Annotated in this window: 9 protein-coding genes; 4 read left to right on the top strand and 5 right to left on the bottom strand. The window is 72.0% G+C overall.

Annotation, left to right across the window (positions count from 1 at the left end):
• Position 1: 1 nt before the first annotated feature.
• The 5 genes from ACQEVC_RS25230 to ACQEVC_RS25210 all read right to left on the bottom strand — a co-directional run bounded on the left by ACQEVC_RS25230 (position 2) and on the right by ACQEVC_RS25210 (position 7,979).
• Complete coding sequence (locus ACQEVC_RS25230) at positions 2-1,024, bottom strand: FAD binding domain-containing protein (RefSeq protein WP_432881869.1); 1,023 nt, start codon at positions 1,022-1,024, stop codon at positions 2-4.
• Positions 1,025-1,027: 3 nt separating this feature from the next.
• A complete protein-coding gene (locus ACQEVC_RS25225; RefSeq protein WP_432891692.1) occupies positions 1,028-1,531 on the bottom strand; it encodes a (2Fe-2S)-binding protein in 504 nt (167 codons plus the stop codon).
• Between the two features lie 948 nt (positions 1,532-2,479).
• Positions 2,480-2,929 carry a hypothetical protein gene (locus ACQEVC_RS25220; RefSeq protein ID WP_432881866.1) on the bottom strand — a complete coding sequence of 150 codons (450 nt, stop codon included), beginning with the start codon at positions 2,927-2,929 and terminating at the stop codon, positions 2,480-2,482.
• 53 nt (positions 2,930-2,982) lie between these two features.
• Positions 2,983-7,194: a polymorphic toxin-type HINT domain-containing protein gene (locus ACQEVC_RS25215; RefSeq protein WP_432881864.1), complete on the bottom strand. Its 4,212-nt coding sequence runs from the start codon at positions 7,192-7,194 to the stop codon at positions 2,983-2,985.
• Positions 7,195-7,466: 272 nt separating this feature from the next.
• Positions 7,467-7,979, bottom strand: a complete 513-nt coding sequence (locus tag ACQEVC_RS25210; protein WP_432881861.1) for a hypothetical protein — start codon at positions 7,977-7,979, stop codon at positions 7,467-7,469.
• A gap of 808 nt (positions 7,980-8,787) precedes the next feature.
• On the opposite strand from ACQEVC_RS25210, the gene ACQEVC_RS25205 reads away from it, so the two are divergent.
• The 4 genes from ACQEVC_RS25205 to ACQEVC_RS25190 all read left to right on the top strand — a co-directional run bounded on the left by ACQEVC_RS25205 (position 8,788) and on the right by ACQEVC_RS25190 (position 18,423).
• Positions 8,788-11,004: a trypsin-like serine protease gene (locus tag ACQEVC_RS25205; protein WP_432881858.1), complete on the top strand. Its 2,217-nt coding sequence runs from the start codon at positions 8,788-8,790 to the stop codon at positions 11,002-11,004.
• Positions 11,005-11,216: 212 nt separating this feature from the next.
• A complete protein-coding gene (locus tag ACQEVC_RS25200) occupies positions 11,217-11,831 on the top strand; it encodes a hypothetical protein (protein ID WP_432881855.1) in 615 nt (204 codons plus the stop codon).
• 701 nt (positions 11,832-12,532) lie between these two features.
• Positions 12,533-13,390 carry a DUF4132 domain-containing protein gene (locus tag ACQEVC_RS25195; RefSeq protein ID WP_432881852.1) on the top strand — a complete coding sequence of 286 codons (858 nt, stop codon included), beginning with the start codon at positions 12,533-12,535 and terminating at the stop codon, positions 13,388-13,390.
• Complete coding sequence (locus tag ACQEVC_RS25190) at positions 13,387-18,423, top strand: hypothetical protein (RefSeq protein WP_432881849.1); 5,037 nt, start codon at positions 13,387-13,389, stop codon at positions 18,421-18,423. Before ACQEVC_RS25195 ends, ACQEVC_RS25190 begins: the two co-directional genes overlap by 4 nt.
• Positions 18,424-18,508: the final 85 nt, after the last annotated feature.

Genomic DNA, 18,508 nt, shown 5'->3' with positions numbered 1-18,508 from the left:
GTCACACCTGCATTTCCGCTGCCTGCAACAGGGCCCGGGCGACGGTGCGGGCACCGAGTTCGGGGAGTTGGTCGTTGCCGCCGTGCGTGACGGCGCCGTCGAGGGCGATCCGTCCGGCCTGGCCGGCGGTCTCGGCGGACACCGGCTGTCCGCGCAGGAAGTCCTCCGCCGCGTCCGCCCGCCACGGGCGGTAGGCCAGGCCGCCGCCGAGCGCGATCCGAACGTCCCGCACGGTACCGTCCGGGGCGAGGTCGAGCGCGACGGCGGCGGTGGCGACGCCGAACTCGAAGCTCTCCCGGTCCCGGATCTTGACGTACGTCGAGCGACGGGTGTGCGGACCGGCCGGAACGGCGAGCGCGGTGACCAGTTCACCCGGCGCGAGAATCGTCTCGACCTCCGGCCGGTCCGAACCGGTGTGCAGGTCGCGCAACGCGAAGGCCCGGGTCCCGGCCGGTCCGACCGTCTCGACCCTGGTGTCCAGCGCGACCAGTGCCTGGGCGAGATCCCCGGGATAGCTGGCGATGCAGAGGTCACTCACTCCGAGCACCGCGTGGATGCGGTTGTCCCCGCCCATCGCTGCGCAGCCCGAGCCGGGCTGACGCTTGTTGCACTCGACATAGTCGATGTCCCGGAAGTAGCTGCACCGGGTACGTTGCAGAACGTTGCCGGCCAGTGTCGCCATGTTGCGGAGCTGTGGGCTGGCGGCGAACCGCAGACTGTCGGCGATCACCGGGTAGTCGCGGACGACCACGGGATGTTCGGCGGCCTGGCGCATCCCCACGAGACCGCCGAACCGGATTCCCTCCCCGGTCACCTCGATCTGTCCGTGGTCGTGCCGCAGGCCGTTGATGTCGATCAGCTCGTCCGCCGTCCAGCAGGACAGTTTGAAGTAGTCGACGATGTTGGTGCCGCCGGCCAGGAACTGAACCGGAGCCCGGGTGACCCCGTCCTGGCCGTCGACCCGGCCGGCGCGCGAGACCGCCTGTTCGGCCGTCTCTGCCCGGGTGTAGACGAAGGGACGCACTGCTCAGCCCCGCCCGGCCGAGGTCGGGCCGGAGGCCGCAGCGGCGGGCCCACCGGACCGGTCGCGGACCTGCCGGACGGCCGCGACGATGTGCCGATACGCGCCACAGCGGCAGAGGTTTCCGCTCAGGTACTCGCGGATCGCCTGGTCGGAGTGCGCGTGTCCTTCCTCGATGCAGGCGATGGCCGACACGATCTGGCCAGGGGTGCAGTAGCCGCATTGGAAGGCCTCCTGGTCGATGAAGGCCTGCTGCATCGGGTGCAGGGTCCCGTCCGGTGCGGCGAGGGACTCGATCGTCTCCACCGGCTCGCGTACCGCGACTGCCAGGGTCAGGCACGACAACACGGTGCGGTCACCGACCCGCATCGTGCAGGCGCCGCACTGGCCGTGGTCGCAACCCTTCTTCGACCCGGTCAGGTCCAGATGGCCGCGCACGACGTCAAGCAGCGTGCTGCGTACGTCCACGAGCAGGCGTCGGGGCTGGCCGTTGACCGTCAGGTCGACCATCGCCAACGGCCCTGGCCACCGTGGTGGGTCTGCCGGTGACGCGCCCTGCTCGCGCGGCATCATCACCGTCGCCGGGTTCGTCATCCCCGTCTCCTCTCGCCGTCGCCGGCTGGAACGACGCCGTCCCCCTGCCGCCTCGGAAGCAGGCTAATTGAGAATCGTGATGTAGCAGCCAAAAACCCATAAATCTGGTCGTACGCCTGCGGGTGCTGAATGAGTCGACGAGTTGGGGAAGGAGCCCTGTGATCACGTTTCGCTCGTTGCCGCGGTCGTGGCAGTGTGTGGCCGTGCGCAGCATGCCGGTGTCGTCGGTGGCGATCCAGAGGCTCGTGGCGTTGCCGGGGAGCCGGTGGTGGCGCCGATGTGGGCGTCGAGGTGCGCCAGGTGGCGACGTCGAAGACCCAGTTCGGGACGTCGGCATGTGTCGGCGCGCTCGCCTGGAGGTACTTGGCGATCTGGATTGTGCGTGGCCGCGCGTGCTTCGACGTGCACGCCCTGTTCTTCTCCGAAGACGCCGTAGGCATCGAGTCCCAGATGCACCACCGGCTCGCCGGGTGGCGGCGCCGCCGACCGCACGGCGAACGGCTCACGGTGCCGGCGGCGGAGGCCGACCGGCGGCGGCTGGTCGACGCGGCAGCCGTCGGTCCGGTGCTCTGGGAGGAGGACAGGGAACTCCGGCTGTACGTCGGGGATGTCGTCGCCACCCTCCGGCCGGCGCGATCGGCGCGGTTCCAGCTCACGGTGGCGGAGAGCCGCCCCGACGCCGCCACCCGGATCCGCGACTGGTACGCCGACCGCCCCCGGCACCGCTCGACCGAAGCGGGGTTGCTGCCCGGCGGTGCTGGCCCGGATCCGCTGAGTCGACGTCAGGGAGGGTTCGGCGTCCGTACCCCTCGGCACGACAGGAAACCGGGCCCCGTCGGAGGACGGGGCCCGGTGACCGTTCGTTCATCGCGGGCTCAGGCCGAGCGTTTTCGGGTAGTCCTCACTCTCGTAGAGCGCGTCGACGTGCTCCCTGGCCGCTCGCAGTGCTCCGTCGAGATCGAGGTTGTCGGTGCGACGTTCGTGCAGCACGTACGACCCGGGGCCGTAGTCGCCGATCGCCTCGTCGAGGTGCGCCTCGACGTACGACTCGACCCGCGCCCCCTCGGGGGAGAGCCAGAGCAGCAGGCGGACGTAGAAGGCGTTGTTCGTGTCCGGACTGGGATTCACCTCCAGGGCGCCTCGGATTTCCGCACAGTACGAATCGCCGTCTCTCCCGGTTTCCAGATGGGTACGGTGTCGAGTCTCGCCGCCGAAGTCGTAGTCGCCCCATATCCGGACGTCGTACTCCTCGATGTCGGAGTGGCAGGTGTGCAGCGTCGCAAGAAGTGCTGCCGCCGCCCCCTCGTTCGACATTCCGATCCCCCTCGGCATCACCCTGGTCGCAATTCCTCCTGCGCAGCGCCCCGCTACGCCTCTTCCACCTTGAGCATATAGATGACCCAGCGCCCCTTGTGTCCGGCTGTCTTCGGGGCCTTCTTGACGTAGACGATGACCTTCCTGGCCTCCTTGTAATCGCCGTTCTGGTACGCGATATGTCCCACCGCTGTCGGAAAGACCTTCGTGAAATCTCTCATCTCGCCGACCTGGGTGTTGTTGTTGTTCGCCCACCTTTCGATGGACGCGCGGTAAGGCTCCAGCACCTCGTCGATCGTCGCCTGGGCGGTGTCCCCGATGAGGCTCGACGCGCGCCCCTTGGCCTTCGGGTCGTTCTTCGCCCGCTCCAGAAGGTCCGATTTGGACTTGCCGACGTGGTCCATGGGGTGTGCCCCGTAGATACCTTGGTCAATGTTGATCTTGCCGCAGTTGTGCACCAGCACCGGCGTCTCACCGGCAAACACGTAGTACGTGCGCAGGTCGTACACGGAGATGTTGTGCACAGTGGCCTTCTCAGTCCGGGTCGAGACGGCCTCGACCTCGACCTCGTCGCCCTCTGCGGTCAACAGTGCCTGTCCCGGCACCAGTTCGTCCGCCTCGGTCCAGGCGTCCGACTCCGGCGTCCAGAACGGGTGGTTGTTGGTCGCGGTGATGGTCCCGGTGGCGCCACCGGAGTCGCCGTCGAGGTCGACGGTGATCACGACCAGCGCCCGGAGGCTGGAACTGCTGATTGTCGAGGTGATCTTCCGCGGGGCGGTGATCCGGGCCTTCGGGTCGGTGGAGAGCACCGCGTCGCCCGTTCTCAACTCCTCGATCGGCTTGCGGGTGCCGTCCGCGAGCAGTACCCGGGTGCCCGGGGCAAAACTGCTGCCGGTTCTGCACTTGGTCGCGAGTTCCTCGAAGATCCGCAGGATGTCCCGGAACTTGTCGCCGAGCTTGATGCTGGCGGTGCCCCAGCCCAGGATCGGGAGCATGCTGCCGGCGGAGAGCAGTCCACCGGCGACGTCCCCCCGGGCGAAGGCGACACCGGCCGAGACCCCGTCACACGCCTCACCGACGACCGGAGCGAGCCCGCAGAGCGTCAGGACAAGCTCGATCATGTCCAACATGAGTTCGGCGTTGTCCTTCACGAACTCCTGGATGTCGCCGAGCATCGTGCAGCCCGGAGTGCTGCTGTACGCCGGGGAGTTGCACTTGGTCGGGCGCATCATGGCGTCCGCGAAGCTCGCGTAGACCTTGCCGCACTCCGCGGTCAACTGCGGCTCGGGGACGAAACATCCCCAGGTCATGTGCTCCTCGTACGCGCTCTTGGTCCCGTCGCTGCCGCTGCCCGGCGCCGTGTTGCGCTGAGCCGCCTCCCACTCCTTCAGCTTGGCGTTGTAGATCCGTTCCGCGTCCTTGGCCGCCAGGTTGGCGGCCACGGCGTCGGCCCCGGCCTGCCTGGCCGCCGCCCGGGCCTCCTCCGCGGCCCGGTACGCGCCGGCCGCATCCCGACGGGCCCGCTGTGAGGCGGCGGTGGCGGTGGCCGCCGATCGTGCCGCCGCGTTGGCGCTGGCCTGCGCGGAGTTGGCGGCGTTGCGGGCGGTGGTGGCGGACTGTGCGGCCCGGTCGGCCGACGCCTTGGCGCTCAGCGCGGACTGGAACGCCTGATCGGCGTAGGTCTGCGCCTGCTCGGCCGAGTCCCGCGCCTGAGTGGCGTACGCGGCGGCCTCGGCGGCCTTCCCAGCGGCCACCGCTGCGACCCGGTTCGCCTCGGCGGCGTCGGACAGCGCCTGCTTCGCGTACTGCTGGGCCTGTTCGATGAGCGCCTGGACGGCCTGGACGTGCGCGGCCTGCTCGGCGTCCCGTTTGGCCGCCTGGTACCGGCCGGCGGTGAGGAAGAACGAGATGTAGCTGGCCGGCCCGGCGAGAGCCACCTGTCCGGCGGCCTTGACCTCGGGGCCGCCCGCGTCCATGGTCTGGTAGACCGCGAGCCGCTCGTCCGCCGTCCGGGCCGGGTACTGCCCGCTGCGCAGGAAGTTGTGTGCGTCGAGGGGCGTGCCGGCCAGGGCCTGCTCCGCCGCCGCCCGCACCGACGGCCCGGCCGTCTCCAGGATCTGGAAGATGGCCTGTCGGTCCTTCGCGTACTTGCCGCTGTGCGCACGGGTGCGCAGGAACTGCTGCACCGCCGCATCGTCACCGGCCAGGGCCGCGTGCGCCGCGGTCTTCTCGGCTCCGTCGGGCAGGCCGTCGATCAGGTGCCAGACCCGGGCCCGGTCGTCCTGCCCGACCGCCATCCGCCGGCCCTCCGTCAGCCACGACCGGAGTTCGACCTCGTCGCCGGCGAGCGCCTCCCGGGCCGCCGTCTTGGTCCAGTCACCGCCGGTCTGGGACACCACGACGGCCGCCCGGCGTCCCCGGTCCAACACGACCTCGGTCGGCGCGCCGGGCGCGGTCGCCTCGTCGAGCAACTGCCGGGTGGCGGGGTCGACCCGGTCCTCCTCTGCGGTGTCCCACAGCAGTTTGCGGTTCCAGGCCGCCACCGCACCCGCGTCCGCGTTGAGCTTCTGATCCGCCGCCAGGGCATCCTGCGCGGCGAGCACACCCTGCTCGGTCGCCTCCGCCCGGCGGTCCTCGTCCTCCTGCCGGGCCAGCCGCTCCAGTTCCACGGCCTGGTTCGCCGCGTCGACCGCGGTCTGTGCCGCCGTCACCGCCGCCGCCGCGTGCTTCGCCGACTCCGCCGCCGCCTGGGCCGCCTCGCCGGCCGCCGCTGCCGCCGCCTCTGCCGCGGCGGCCGCCGCCTCCGCGTGCTGGGCCGCCTGGGCCGCATACGCGAACGCCTTGTCCGACTCCCGCGCCGCCCGCTCCGCCAGGGCGTACGCCCGGTCCGCCGCCCGCGACGCGGCTGCCGCCTGCCGCGCGGCCCGGTCCGCCGCGTCCCGGGCCCGTTGCGCCTCCGCCGCCGACACTCCGGCGTGGCCACTGGCGTCGCGGGCGGCCCGCGCCGCCGCGTCCGCGTCCGCGCTCGCGCCCTTCGCCGCCGTCGACGCCAGCTTTGCCTGCGCCAGCGCCCGGTCCCGTTGCGCCTTGACCTGGTCCAGCTCGCGGGCCCTGGCGGCCGCGTCCCGTGCCTGCTGCGCCGCCACCCGGGCCGCCGCGGCCTTGCCCGCGTCCGTCCGGGCATCCGCCGCGGCCCGTTGCGCGCGAGACGCCGCCTGCGCCGTCAGCGACGCCGCTGTCGTCGCCTTCCGCGCCGCGTCCGCCGCCACCCGGGCCGCCCGCATCGCCGCGTTCGCGGCACCCACGGCCTCCTGGGCCGCCCTCGCCGCACCGTCGGCGGCGTCCGCCGCCCGCCCCGCCGCAGCCGACGCCTTCTTGGCCGCCCCACCGGCCGCCGCCGTCTCCGCGGCCGCCCGTTGCGCGGCCTTCTTCGCCTCCTCGGCGGCGTTCACTGCCCGGGCCGACGCCTCCGTCGCGGCCAACGACTCCCGCGCGGTGGTCTCGCTCGCCTGCTTCGCCTGCTCGGTCAGGCCCCGGATCGAGGCCAGCTCCTGGTCCCGCGCCCGGGCCACGAACTGACCCGAGTCCAGGAACTCCCGCAGCAGCTCGGCCGGGCCGGCCAGCGCCTCCTGCGCCGCCGCGTCCAGCACCGGTCCGCTGTTGTTCGGCCCGTTGGCCAGCATCCGGGTCGCGGCCAGCCGGTCGTCGGCCAACTGCGCGTCGTCGCGGTCCTCGGCCAGGAACTCCGTCAACTGCTCCGGCGTGCCGGCGAGGGCCCGCTCCGCCGCCGCCCGCATCGTCGGACCGCCCGACTCCAACAGCCGGTACGCGCGCATCCGCTCGTCCGCCGCCCACGCCGCCTGCCAGCCGGTCTCCACGAAGGCGACGACGTCGTCGTCCGAGCCGGCGAGGGCCTGGAGCGCCGCCGCCCGTACGGCGGGCCCGTCCATCCCGGCCAGCACGTGGGCCGCCGAACGGGCATCGGCGTACAGCGCCTCGTCCACCCCGGACTCGACGAAGGTCTTCACGTCCTCGGGGGTGCCGAGCAGCGCCGTCTCGGCCGCCCGACGTACCGAGGGGGTGCCCTCGACCATGTAGTGGACGGCCGCACGCCTCGCCAGCAGCGGGTCGTACGGCGTCTCCTCGTCCTCGGCGGAGGCCCGCGCGGCGGGCTGCACCATTCCGGCGGCCAGCAGCAGGGTCGTGACGACGGCGATTCGTCGTCGCCAGGTCGAGCCGGAGGCTCGGGTCGAGAGAGCGGTCACTTGTCTTGCCCGTGCGGTCACGGTAACCCCCGGTGACAGGAACGGAACGGCTTGAGGTGACAGAGCATGATCGAGTTCGCCGACAGTCGTGGCGGGCGTTCAGTCCAACAGGTGACGCCGCCGGGTCGGCCCGTCGGGCGCCCGGGGCCGCCGGTTCCGAACGCACATTCCGACGTGGGCGCGGACGGTGCCGGGTGCCGCGGCACGGCCAGTCCGGGAGGAGCCTGGTGGCCGTGCCGCTCAGAGCGGTCGGGCGATGGTACGGGGCGGTCTCAGGAACCGGCCATCCGCAGCTCCACGAGTACGGCCTGCGGCTGCTCGTCCGGCCCGCCCGGATCGATCGCCACGAACCCACCGGGGGAGACCTGGTACGTCTTCTCCCCGTCGGGCAGCTCCGCCTTCGCCTGGATCGCCCGTTCGCCGCCCCGGATGCCGAAGGTCCCGGGGACTTCGAGCGTCAGGTAGCCCTGAGTGCCGGTGGTCCTGAAGCAGTAGTAGATGCCGTAGGGCTCGACGGCGAGCCACTTCTCCACCTGGATCTCGTTCGACGCGCACTGCTGCTCGTCAAAGGTGCGCGAGGTGACGAACATGATGTGCCCGTCGCCCTTGAAGACCTTGAGGTTGTGCTGCGCGAGGATCTGGTCGGCACCCGGATGCGTGTAGTCCTCCACCAGCGACGGCGGGGTGTCCGCCGCGTCCTCCGTCGCCGCCAAACTGCTGCCCGATACCAGTACCACGGCGCCCGCCACGAGCGCCGCCGTACCAAACCACGGCAGGATCTTCATTTCCGCATCCAATCGACTGGACTCGAATCGTTGAGGAGCGCCTGGGCTTCGTCGCCGCCTACGAGGGCCGCAGGCTCGCGGCTCCGGTACGACTGGACGGTCGTGGGGGCGTGAATGGGGCAGCCCACCTCAGTGGGCTCGCGAAACTGCTGCCCGAATTCCCGGGCCCTAGGGCCCGCTGTCGGCCCTACCGGCCGGCGGGGCAGAGCCACGCGGGAAGATGGCAGCGTCAACCGACTCGATGTCACAGCATCCCCCGTGTGAGCGAGACAAGGTTGGTAGACCGTATCGATTGAGGTAGACATCCGCAAGGTCGGAATGTTCACAGAGTCACGTACTGACGACCGACTGCTGTGTCGGCGGTCGGCGGTCGGATGCTGCCGTCGCGCCGGTCGACAGGCCCCGTGAACGGCGTTGACCAGTGGCTACTGAGGCGTACCACTGTGGGTCGGTGTGCCTGGTCCGACACCAGGCGTCGATCCACCGCCGGTCCGCAGCGCGACTCCACGGTCACAGAGCGACGTGATCGTAGGTTGCCGGTGCCGTGTACGCAATACCCGCCGCCGATGCGTCGGACTGGCAGTGGTCACGGTCACCGCTCGCTTGACGGGCATTTCGTCGCCCCGCAGAATCGACTCAGTCCAATCTCGAGTTCACTCGGCTGGCACCCCGGAACGGCTCTTTCGCAGGCGGCCAGCAACCCCGACCCGCCCCGGGTCGGTGCCGGCAGGGGCACGTTCCGACGATCATCGCGGTGGTGGCGTCGAGGTCGGCGCGCTGCCGCCCCGTCCACCAAGGAGACTGTCGCTTGAGCGCACGCACGGGGGTATGGGCGAAACGACTCGCGGGTCTGCTCGCCGTGACCGTCACGGCCGGACTTCTCACCGCCGGTGGGGCGGCCCAGGCCGTCGGCGCCGACGATCCGACGGTGCCCGACGGCACCCACCTCTTCCTGGCCCGGGTCAACGTGGACGCCGGCGGCGCCGACCCGCGCGGCTGCTCCGGAGCGCTGATCGCCCCCCGGTGGGTGGTCACCGCGCGGGACTGCTTCGCCGCCGCCGGAGCGCCGCTCGCCTTCGGCCCACCGCCCCGGTCCACCACGGTGACGCTGGGGCGGACCACCGCGAAGCCGGCGGGTCACGTCACGCACGTGACACAGCTCGTGCCGCACGCGGAGCGGAACGTCGTACTGGCCAAGCTCGCCTTCCCCGCTCCGGACGTGACCCCGGTGCCGATCGGACGGACGGCCCCGGCGGTCGGCGAGGTGCTACGACTGGGCGGCTACGGTCGTACCGCGACCGAGTGGGTGCCGCAGTATCCGCACGCGGCGGCCTTCGAGGTGACCGCCGTCCAGGCCGGCACCGCCGACATCCAGGTGACGGAACCGGAGCAGCCCGACCCGTGCCTGGGTGACGCCGGTGGGCCGGCGCTGCGGCAGGTGGGAGAGAGCGTCGAGGTGGTGGCGATCGGCCACACCTCCTGGCAGCACGGCTGCGTCGGGTCGATCGAGACCCGCCAGGGCGCGTCCCTGACCCGGTTGGACGACATCGCGGAGTGGATCCGGCAGGGCGTCACCGACGTATCGGTGTTCGGGGTCACCGCCGACCGGCGGTTGACGTACACGGCGATCGACTCGGCCTCGGGCGACCGGATCGCGGCGACGGTGACCTCGACGGCGGCACTACCGTTCACGCCGAAGGCGTTCACCGTGCTGAACTACAACACGCTCCTGCTCACCGACGGCAGCAAGCTGTACCGGATCGACGTGCAGTCGACCAACCCGCTGACCTTCCAACTGGTCGATCTGAACATGACCGGCTGGTCGCACGAGGTGCTGGCGTACGACGGGTTCGGCTCGCTGTTCGGCCTGGCGGCCGGTTCGCTGCGCCGGTACACGCTGAGCTCGGCGAAGCCGACCTCGGCGTACATCACCAACTACACCGTGGTCGGGGCGTCCGGCTTCGCTACCTTCAGCACGCTGACCGCGATCGGCCCGAACTGGGTCATGGGGTCGACCAGCGGCGGCGAGCTGGTGGCGTACAAGATCGACGTGTCGCAGGAGCAGAAGTGGCGGCGGTTCTCGCTCGCCGCGTCCGGGTGGAGCGGGACGCATCTGCTCTCACCCGGTGACGGGTTGATCTACTCCCGTACATCGGCCGGGGCACTGCTGCGGTACCGGGACGCGGCGCCGCTCGACGGCAGCGGTGCCGACATCACGGCGTACCCGAACGATCCGGTGGACACCAGCGGCTGGAACCAGACGCACCTCTCCGCCCTGCCGTTCAACTCGTTCCCGCAGAGTCCGGTGGACGTGTCGGTCTTCGGGGTCACCGGCGACAACCGGCTGACGTACACGGCGATCGACTCGGTGACCGGTGACCGGCGGGGCGCGACGGTGACCTCGGCGGCGGCGCTGCCGTTCACGCCGAAGGCGTTCACCGTGCTGAACTTCAACACGGCGCTGGTGACCAACGGCAGCCGGCTGCACCGGATCGACGTACTCTCGACAGACCCGCTGCTGTTCGAGGTGGTGGACCTGAACCAGGCCGGCTGGTCGCACGACTTCCTGGCGTACGACGGCTTCGGCTCGTTGTTCGGCATCGCCAACAGTTCACTGCGCCGGTACACGGTGACGGCACCGAAGCCGACGTCGGCGCAGATCACCAACAACACCGTGATCGCCACCGACGGTTTCTCGTTGCGGACCCTGACCGGGTTCGCCTCGAACTGGATCATGGGTACGACCGGCGGCGGCGAGTTGGTGGCGTACCAGATCGACGTGACAGCGACGCCGAAGTGGCGGCGGATGTCGCTGGCCGCGTCCGGCTGGACCGGGACGCACCTGCTGACGCCGGGGGGCGGGCTGATCTACTCCCGTACGTCGGCCGGAGCCCTGCTGCGGTACCGGGACGCGGCGCCGTTCAACGGCAGCGGTACGGACATCACGGCGTTCCCGGACGACCCGGTGGACGCCAGCGGCTGGAACCAGGTCCTCCTCTCCGCCCAACCGTTCAGCCCGGCGTAGGCCCGGCCCGCCAGGCGTACGACAACAGGAGCCGGCCCGATCCGTGGACCGGGCCGGCTCCGCGACCGGGGGAGCATGGCGGTGACCCCGAAACTGGGGCGGACTTCGTCGGCTGGAGGCCGTCCCCGGGGCGCCAGCGCGGCCCGCGCCAGCTTGCCACCTCGCCGGTACGGGTTGCCGGGGCGCTTGGCGTCAGGCCGCATCATGGTCCTGTGGAGCCAGGCGTACGACTGCATCGCGATACCGCGAAGTTCTGCACCGGCTATCTCTTCATGATGTTTATCGGCGGGGCGGGATGGGCAGCGGCCTGGTACGGCGAAGCGACGTCCCGCTACACCAACACCAAGCCCTACCAGTTCATCGGCGCCGCTACGGTCCTCTTCGGCGTCTGCGCCCTGGCCTCTTTGCTCTGGTCCTTCTACCTGCACGTAGACGACAGCGGAATCACCTTCCGGCTGCGCGGCGCCACGACCCGGCTCCCCTGGGAGTCGGTCGAGCTGCTGTTCCTGACCAAGGTGGGCGACGGCACCAGCAGCCCGATCCTGAAGATCCGCCTGGCTCCAGGGGCGAGGCTCAGGAGACGGTGGGCCGAGAAGTGGGACGACCGACGCACGTACGATCTGCTCGACCTGGACTTCTTCGCGCTTCCGCCCGAGCAGGTGATCGCAGTCCTGCAGCGGTACGGCAACGACAAGGTCGACGCCGAGGAGTACCTCAATTACCGCGCGGCCGTCCGACGCGTCGCGCAGTGGCAGGCCGAACGGGAGCCCGCCCGGGAGAAGACGCCGAGAAAGCCGTGGCTTCGGCCGCGTCGACGGCGGCGCTGAGACGGCGGCGCCGATCAAGGTTAGGAGTCGTCGCGAAAACCCGCGCCGACGACCGCTGGTCCGACACGGGGAGAAGCTGGCTGTCGGAGCCGAGAGCTTCGGCCGCCGGGTGCGCATCTCGCCGCCCTGGGCTTGATGGCCCGCCGTATCGACGAATGGGCCGTAGCGCACGCGGCACGGCCGGCGCCGCCGTTGCGCGCCCAGGCGTGGCGTCGCCCAGCGATCCGAGCCGCCCCGCTTACCCTCAGGCGTGGCCCCGGCGTCAGCGCCGACACGGGCACTGCCCGAACGCCTGCAAGACGAGGTGAGCTTGATGACCTCGCGGCCCAGAAGGTGTCTTCAAAAGATCTTGGATATCGGATGACGTAGCGCGTGGCGCGGTTACCGGCACCCACGCACCGCACACGGCGGCGCTGTGCCATCCGTTGGGAGCCCGGCGTCGCGGTGATGTGACCTAGGCCACTTCCCAGCCTCTCGTCCGGTCACCGCCCCGCCGTCCGCGACGGTCCCGAACCGGCCGGACCTGCGGACTCCCGCAGATCCGGGCCTTCTCCCGGGCCGCACTCGACCCCCGGTACGCCCACCCCGCCGGCCGGCGGACCCCGCCGTGTCGGTCGCTACTGTTAGCGTCCCCTACGTCGTCGATCGCGGGCGATATCTCCTGAAATTTGACTGATTCTCCACTACGGAGGGTATTCCTGATGGGCTGGCTACCGGTGGGAGACTCGCACGAGATCTCCCTCGTGGACGGAAAGGTGACGGCTCGGTCCACCGGCCTGCGGGCCACCGGCCGCCCACTGAAGACCCTGCCGAAGGTGTTGCGCGACGACCCCGAGGTGGACCGGCTGCGCCAGCTCGCCCAGTGGCTGGACCGGCACACCGCCGAATGCCTGGCCCGGATCGACGCCTGGGTGGTGTCCTCGCTGCCGGTGCCGACCGGGCTGCTGGCCCGGGTCTGGCCGGACCCGAGCTGGCAGGACGCGCTGCGCGACCTCGTGGTGCTCGGCGACGATCCGGCCGAGCCGGGCTTCCTGCGAGACGTCACCGACACCGGTGACCTGCGCATGGTCAACCTCGACGGGGAAACCATCCGGCTCTCGCCGGCCAGCGCCACGCTGCCCCACCCGGTACGCCTGACCGACCTGACCGAGCTGCGCGAGTTCGCCGACGAACTCGACATCACCCAGCGGATCGAGCAACTGCACCGGGGCACCTGGAGCAAACCGACCGATCTGAAGGACCGCGACACCGCGATCACCGACTTCCGTGGTGCCGCCGTCCCCAACCGGCTGGCCGCCCGGGCCGCCACGCTCGGCTTCCGGGTCTCCGGCTCGCAGGTCACCTGCCGGGTCTGGGAGGCCGGCCGCACGGTCGAGGCCGCCATGTGGTTCGACGAAGACTACTGGGATTCCGAGGCGACCCTGGGCACCCTCTCCTGGTCGCTGGTGGACGGACCGACGCTGCGGTTGACCGAAGTCGGGCCGGTGGCGTGGTCGGAAGGAATGCGGATGGCGACGGCCCTGTCCGGCGCCGCGACGAAGACGGAGAAAGCGGCGTGACCGGGATGACGACCAGGTCGGGCGAACAGACGGCGGAGAGCCTGCTGGCCGCCGGCGCGGTACTGCCGATCGACACCGCCGGGGCCGGCGATCGGGCGGTACCGCTCACCGCCCGTACCTATCGGCACCCGGCCCTCGGCGACCGGCTGGTGGTCCGCGTGGTCGACGCCGTGCTCGGGGAGGGCGAGGACCTCGCCGTCGGGTTCCTGGGCCTGGCAACGGCTGCCGAGCCTGCCGTCGTCGGGCTGGGTCCGCGCCGATCGCTGGCGTTTCCGGAGTGGGTGCTGGTACACCACCCGGCGGACGGCCGGCACGCGTTGGCGGTGGTGCCGGAGTTGCAGAAGCTGGCCAAGCAGGCACGGTCGCGGCCGAAGGCCGCCCTGGACGGGCACCAGGCCATCGCCGACCGGTTCGCCCGTACGCTGCCGCACTTCCTGCCGACCTTCTTCGAGCAGGCGGCGCGGCTGTTCCTCGCCGCCGGGCAGGACACCTACGCGACGCAGTTGTTGAACAAGGCGCGCAAGGCGGAGGCGCAGCACGGCCTACCGGTCGACCTGGACCGGCTGGACGAGGTCTACCTGGAGTTCGCGTCGGCCAAGGTGGTCTCCGCGACCGGGTTGGCCGGGTACGCGAAGGAACTCTCCGCCCAATTGCCGGCCGACGAGGCGCTGGACCGGTTCTGCCGGTTGGCGCTGCGGGCCGCGGCCGCCGGCGTGGTTCCGTCCGTGCAGTCGGCCAACGCCGTGAAGCGGCTGGTCCGGGCCGCCGGTAAGGCCGGCGCAGATCGTGAGGCGGCCTACCTGACCGAGGTACTCCGGCTGCCGGTCGCCGCCGAGGCGCCGGCCGGCTGGTGGAAGGCACACCTGCCGGCGGTGAAGGCGCTGGCCGGCCTCGACCCCGCGATCCGGGGCAGCCTGCTCGACCTGATGCCCACCGACCGGGACAACCTGACCAGCTGGCTGGCCCTGTTGTCCGACACCGGTGCGCTCACCGGACTCACCGACCCGGAGGTGCCGGACCCGGCCCGGCCGCAGGACGGCTCCGTCGGCTGGCTGCGCCGCTTCGTGAGCCGGGCCGGCTCCGGCCACTACCGCCGCCGAATGCCGGAGCTGTACCCGCTCGTCGAGCGGATGGCCGACCGACTCCGCGCCGAACTGACCGACAACGGCGAGACCCTTGCCGCCGACGGCGACCTGGACCTGTGCGATCTGCTGCTCCTCCTCGACGTGCCGGTGGCTCCGCCGAAGGACGACTCCGTGGACCTGGCGCACTGGGTCAAGACCGAGGGAGAGCGGGAACTGCTGGCCGTGGCCGGCGACGACCGCTTCGTCGGGGCTCTGCGCCGGAGCCTCGACCAGCTCGACGGTCAGCCCCACGCCCTGCGCCGGGTGGCCGAGGCCGCCGGCATCCGGCCGATGCTGACCGACTGGCTGCGGGCCCGGATCCGCCACCGGTTCAGCACCGGTCTGCCGTACCTGCCGGAGTCGGTGGACTGGCTGGGCAGGCTCCCGGTCGAGGCGGTGCGGCTGGTCGCCGACGACCTCCCCCAGCCCGGTGAACCCGGTGCGGGCGGCGACCCCGGGCAGGCCGTCCGGGTCGACCTCGCCGAGCACGTCGCCCGGAGCCTGCGTGGCGGAATCATCGACGAGTTGGGCTGGCCGGAGTGGGAGCTGGCCTGGCAGGAGGTGACCGGCGGCGACCACCGGGTCGAGTGGACCTGGCAGGAAGCCTGGCCGTACGTGATCCTGGCCGGGCCGACCACCGTACGCGTGCTCGGCGCGGAGGGCATCGTGCTCCGCCACGACCTGCGCATCCCGGCCGGCGACATGTGGGGCAAGCCCGACTACCACTACGTCGACGGCCAGCTCCTGGTCTACTGGCGCTCCAGGTCGCTCGGCTACGACCCACGCGGCTACTGGCACTCCTCGCGCGACGAGCCACAGCCCGTCCAGGACGGCCAGCGGCGCGGGCACGAGATCACCCTGCCGCTGCCCGGTGGCGGACGGACCACCGGCGACGGCGTGCTGCACGTCGGCGACACCGTGGTCCCGTCGCAGCGGCCGGTCATCACCGACGGCACCTCGCACTGGGTCCAGGACCACAGCGCGGACGACGGCGGCTACGGCTGGCGCGAGTACGACCCGGTCGGCAACACCCACGGCCGGCGCAGCCTGCCCCGGTTCCTGGCCGACCTCCGGGTCGACGGTAGCCAACTCCGGAAGTCGGACAGCTGGCTGCGGCCGGCCCTGTCCGACCGGGCCACCCCGGCTGCCGTCCCGGTGGACGGTCTACTCGGCTGGCGGGTCGTCACCCTGCCGGACGGCTCGGTACGCGGCGAGGACCTGGCCGGTCGTACCGTCACCGTGGCCCCGGGCCAGGAGCCGATCGCGGCGCTGGTGCTGCCCGGCGACGACCGACCGCGGGCCGTCCTCAAGGGTTTCGTCCTGGTCGACCCGGACGGGGTGGTGTCGGCCGCCGCCGGGCCGCCGTCCAGCCGGTCCTACAGCTCCGGCACGGTTCCGCTGCCGGGGCATCCGTTCCTCGGCAACATGCTGCCTCGGGACCCGGCCGGCTCCGCCGCCCTGCGCCGGATGGACCGGGACACCGCCGCCGCGCTGCTCAAGGTCGCGCTCGACGAACGCCGCGCTGCCCTCGCCGAAGCGGCTGCGCGAGCCGCGGCCCAGGCCGCGACCCGCGCCGGGTCGACCGGGGCCCCGCACGCCACCACCGGCCTTCGCACCGCCGTCCCGGCATCCGGGGTCGGCGCACCGGTCGGCGGCTCCGGACCAGCCGCCACCGGCGCCACCGCCGATGAGGACGACACGGACGCGCTGGTCGAGCTGGTCCGCTCGACGCTGCCGGCGGTCGGCCACGACGCGATGCTGGCCGGGGTGGTCGGAATGCTGCGGCTCGCCGCCCGGGTGTGCACCGACCTGGAAGCGGTGACCGAGAAGCTCAACACCTCGTTGTCCGCCCCGAAGGCGGTGCCGCCGGTGGCCACCGCGACCGGACCCACCGACGAGCAGCTCGCGACGGCGCTGGACGGTCTCCGTGGCTCGGTCTACGGGGCGAGCGGCTCGCCGCACGTCTTCACCCAGTTCCATGCGCTGGCCACCCAGCGGGCCGCCACCACCGGAAGCGAACCCGCCGTACGGCTGCACCTCGACGGACCGTCGCTGCCGAGCGCCCTGGACTGGTCGCCCCTGCTCGACGGTGTCGCGGCAGTCGCCTACCGGGCCGTCGCGGCGGTCACCCCGGACGAACACCGGGAGACGCTGCGTGCTCTACTCACCGAGCTCGACCGGCTCGACCTGAGCGGGGCGGCCGAACCGTCCCGGTGGCGCCGGTTCACGCTGCACCTGCTGGACGAGGACCTGACCATGCCCGACCGGACGCGCCGGTACCCCGGGCCGGGCCTCCTGCCGGTGTCCGACGGGGCGTTCATCGCCGTCCTCAACTCCGGCGGCACGTCCACCGGCTACGCCCTCGGCGCGCTGTACCACGATCCGGCCGGTGTCTTCGCCGTGCCCGAGCCGTACACGGTGCAGTCCTCGGCGTCGGTCGGTGACGGCCGGCCGGCCGGCTGGCTGGACGGTTTCCTGACCGAGTGGACCGCGCGCGGGCCGCTACCCTGGCGGCCGGAAGCGGCCGAGTCGTTCGCCGAGCTGACCGGCGTCACCCCGACCGCCGCGAAGCTGGTGCTGGCCGGCCTGCCGTACGTGGACTCGGCGAACACCGTGCCGGTCGAGCTGCGCAAGGCGCTCGGGATCAAGCAGGTCGGCGAGGTCAAGCTGGCCTTCGGCATGCTGAACGAGGCCGGGCCGGAGCTGCGGCGTGCCGTGGTCTCGGCGCTGCTGCCGGACGACCCGGCCCGGTTGTGGACCGACGGTCCGGACGTGGCCGCGGCGGCGGCGGTCTGGAACACCGCCCTGGGGCGCCGGGTGATGGTGCCCGAACAGCTACTCGCCGAGGCGGTCCGGGCGGTCCGGTCCGGCTGGGGACCCGCGAAGGCGTTGCCGGCGCTGCTCGACCCGGCCCGCTCGGCCGAGCTGAGCACCGACCTGGTCTTCCGGATCAAGGGCGACCGGGCCCGCCAGGTCGACGGCCGGGCAGTGGGCTTCACCGGTGAGGTGCTGCGCTCCACGGTCTCCCTGGCCGCCTGGGTGGCCCACCACACGCCGGCCGGCGACCCGTGCCGGGCCGCGCTGCCGGCCGCGCTGGCCGCGATCCGGGACCGGCTGGCCAACCGCGAACTGCTGCTCGACTTTGACGAGTGCGTTTGGCTGTCCGAGTTCCGGCAGGTGGCGGGCACTCCGTCCGAGACCGGCCCCGGCTGGGAACGGTACGGTGCCATCGTCCTGGCCACCTACGACGACCGGCCTTTCCCGGCGTTGCGGCCGGACCTGCTCGACGCCGACGGGACGGACCCGTACCTGCCCGCGCTGCGCGGGGACGCGGCCAAGCCGTACCCGACGGAGGTGGCGCTGCGGCTGGTCCGCGACCCGCGGTTCGCGGAGCTGCTCGGCGATCCGGGTGAGCCGGTCGGCGGCGCGCTTTCGGAGGTCGGGACCTGGTGGCCGCAGGATCCGACCCGGTCGGTCCCCGAGCTGGTCGCCGAGGTGGCCACGGAACACGGCCTCGGCCAGGACGCGGCGGCGATGTATCTGATGCTGCTGGCCATGCCGGATCCGACCGACCGCAACACGGCGAAGTGGACCGGTTGGAAGCCGGCACGGTTGAAGGCGGCTCGCGCCGAGTTGGCCGGCACCGACCTGGTCGTCGCGGCCACCCGGTCCCGGGCCGGCCGGTCACTGTTCCTGCCCGGTCGATGGCTGGCGCGTGGCAGCGGGCAGGCGCCGATCGAGGGCTGGAAGGTCGCCCTGTTCGACCTCGCACCCGACGGTACGGCCGGGCTCGGCGTGACCGTGCCGCTCGAACCGGCCGCCGAACTCTACCGGCGGGCCTGGCAACGCATCCGCGACGGCGAGCGGCCCCGCTTCGACAGCCTGCCCACCGGCCGCACCCGCCGCTGACGTCAACCCCGCAGGCGGCGCGTCCGCGACGACCGACCCGGCCGGTGCGGCCCCGTCCCTGTCCCGCACGTCCCATCCGAACCAC

It is taken from the genome of Plantactinospora sp. CA-294935 (genome assembly GCF_050936445.1).
Taxonomy (GTDB): domain Bacteria; phylum Actinomycetota; class Actinomycetes; order Mycobacteriales; family Micromonosporaceae; genus Plantactinospora.
This window is presented reverse-complemented; position numbering and strand designations above follow the sequence as displayed.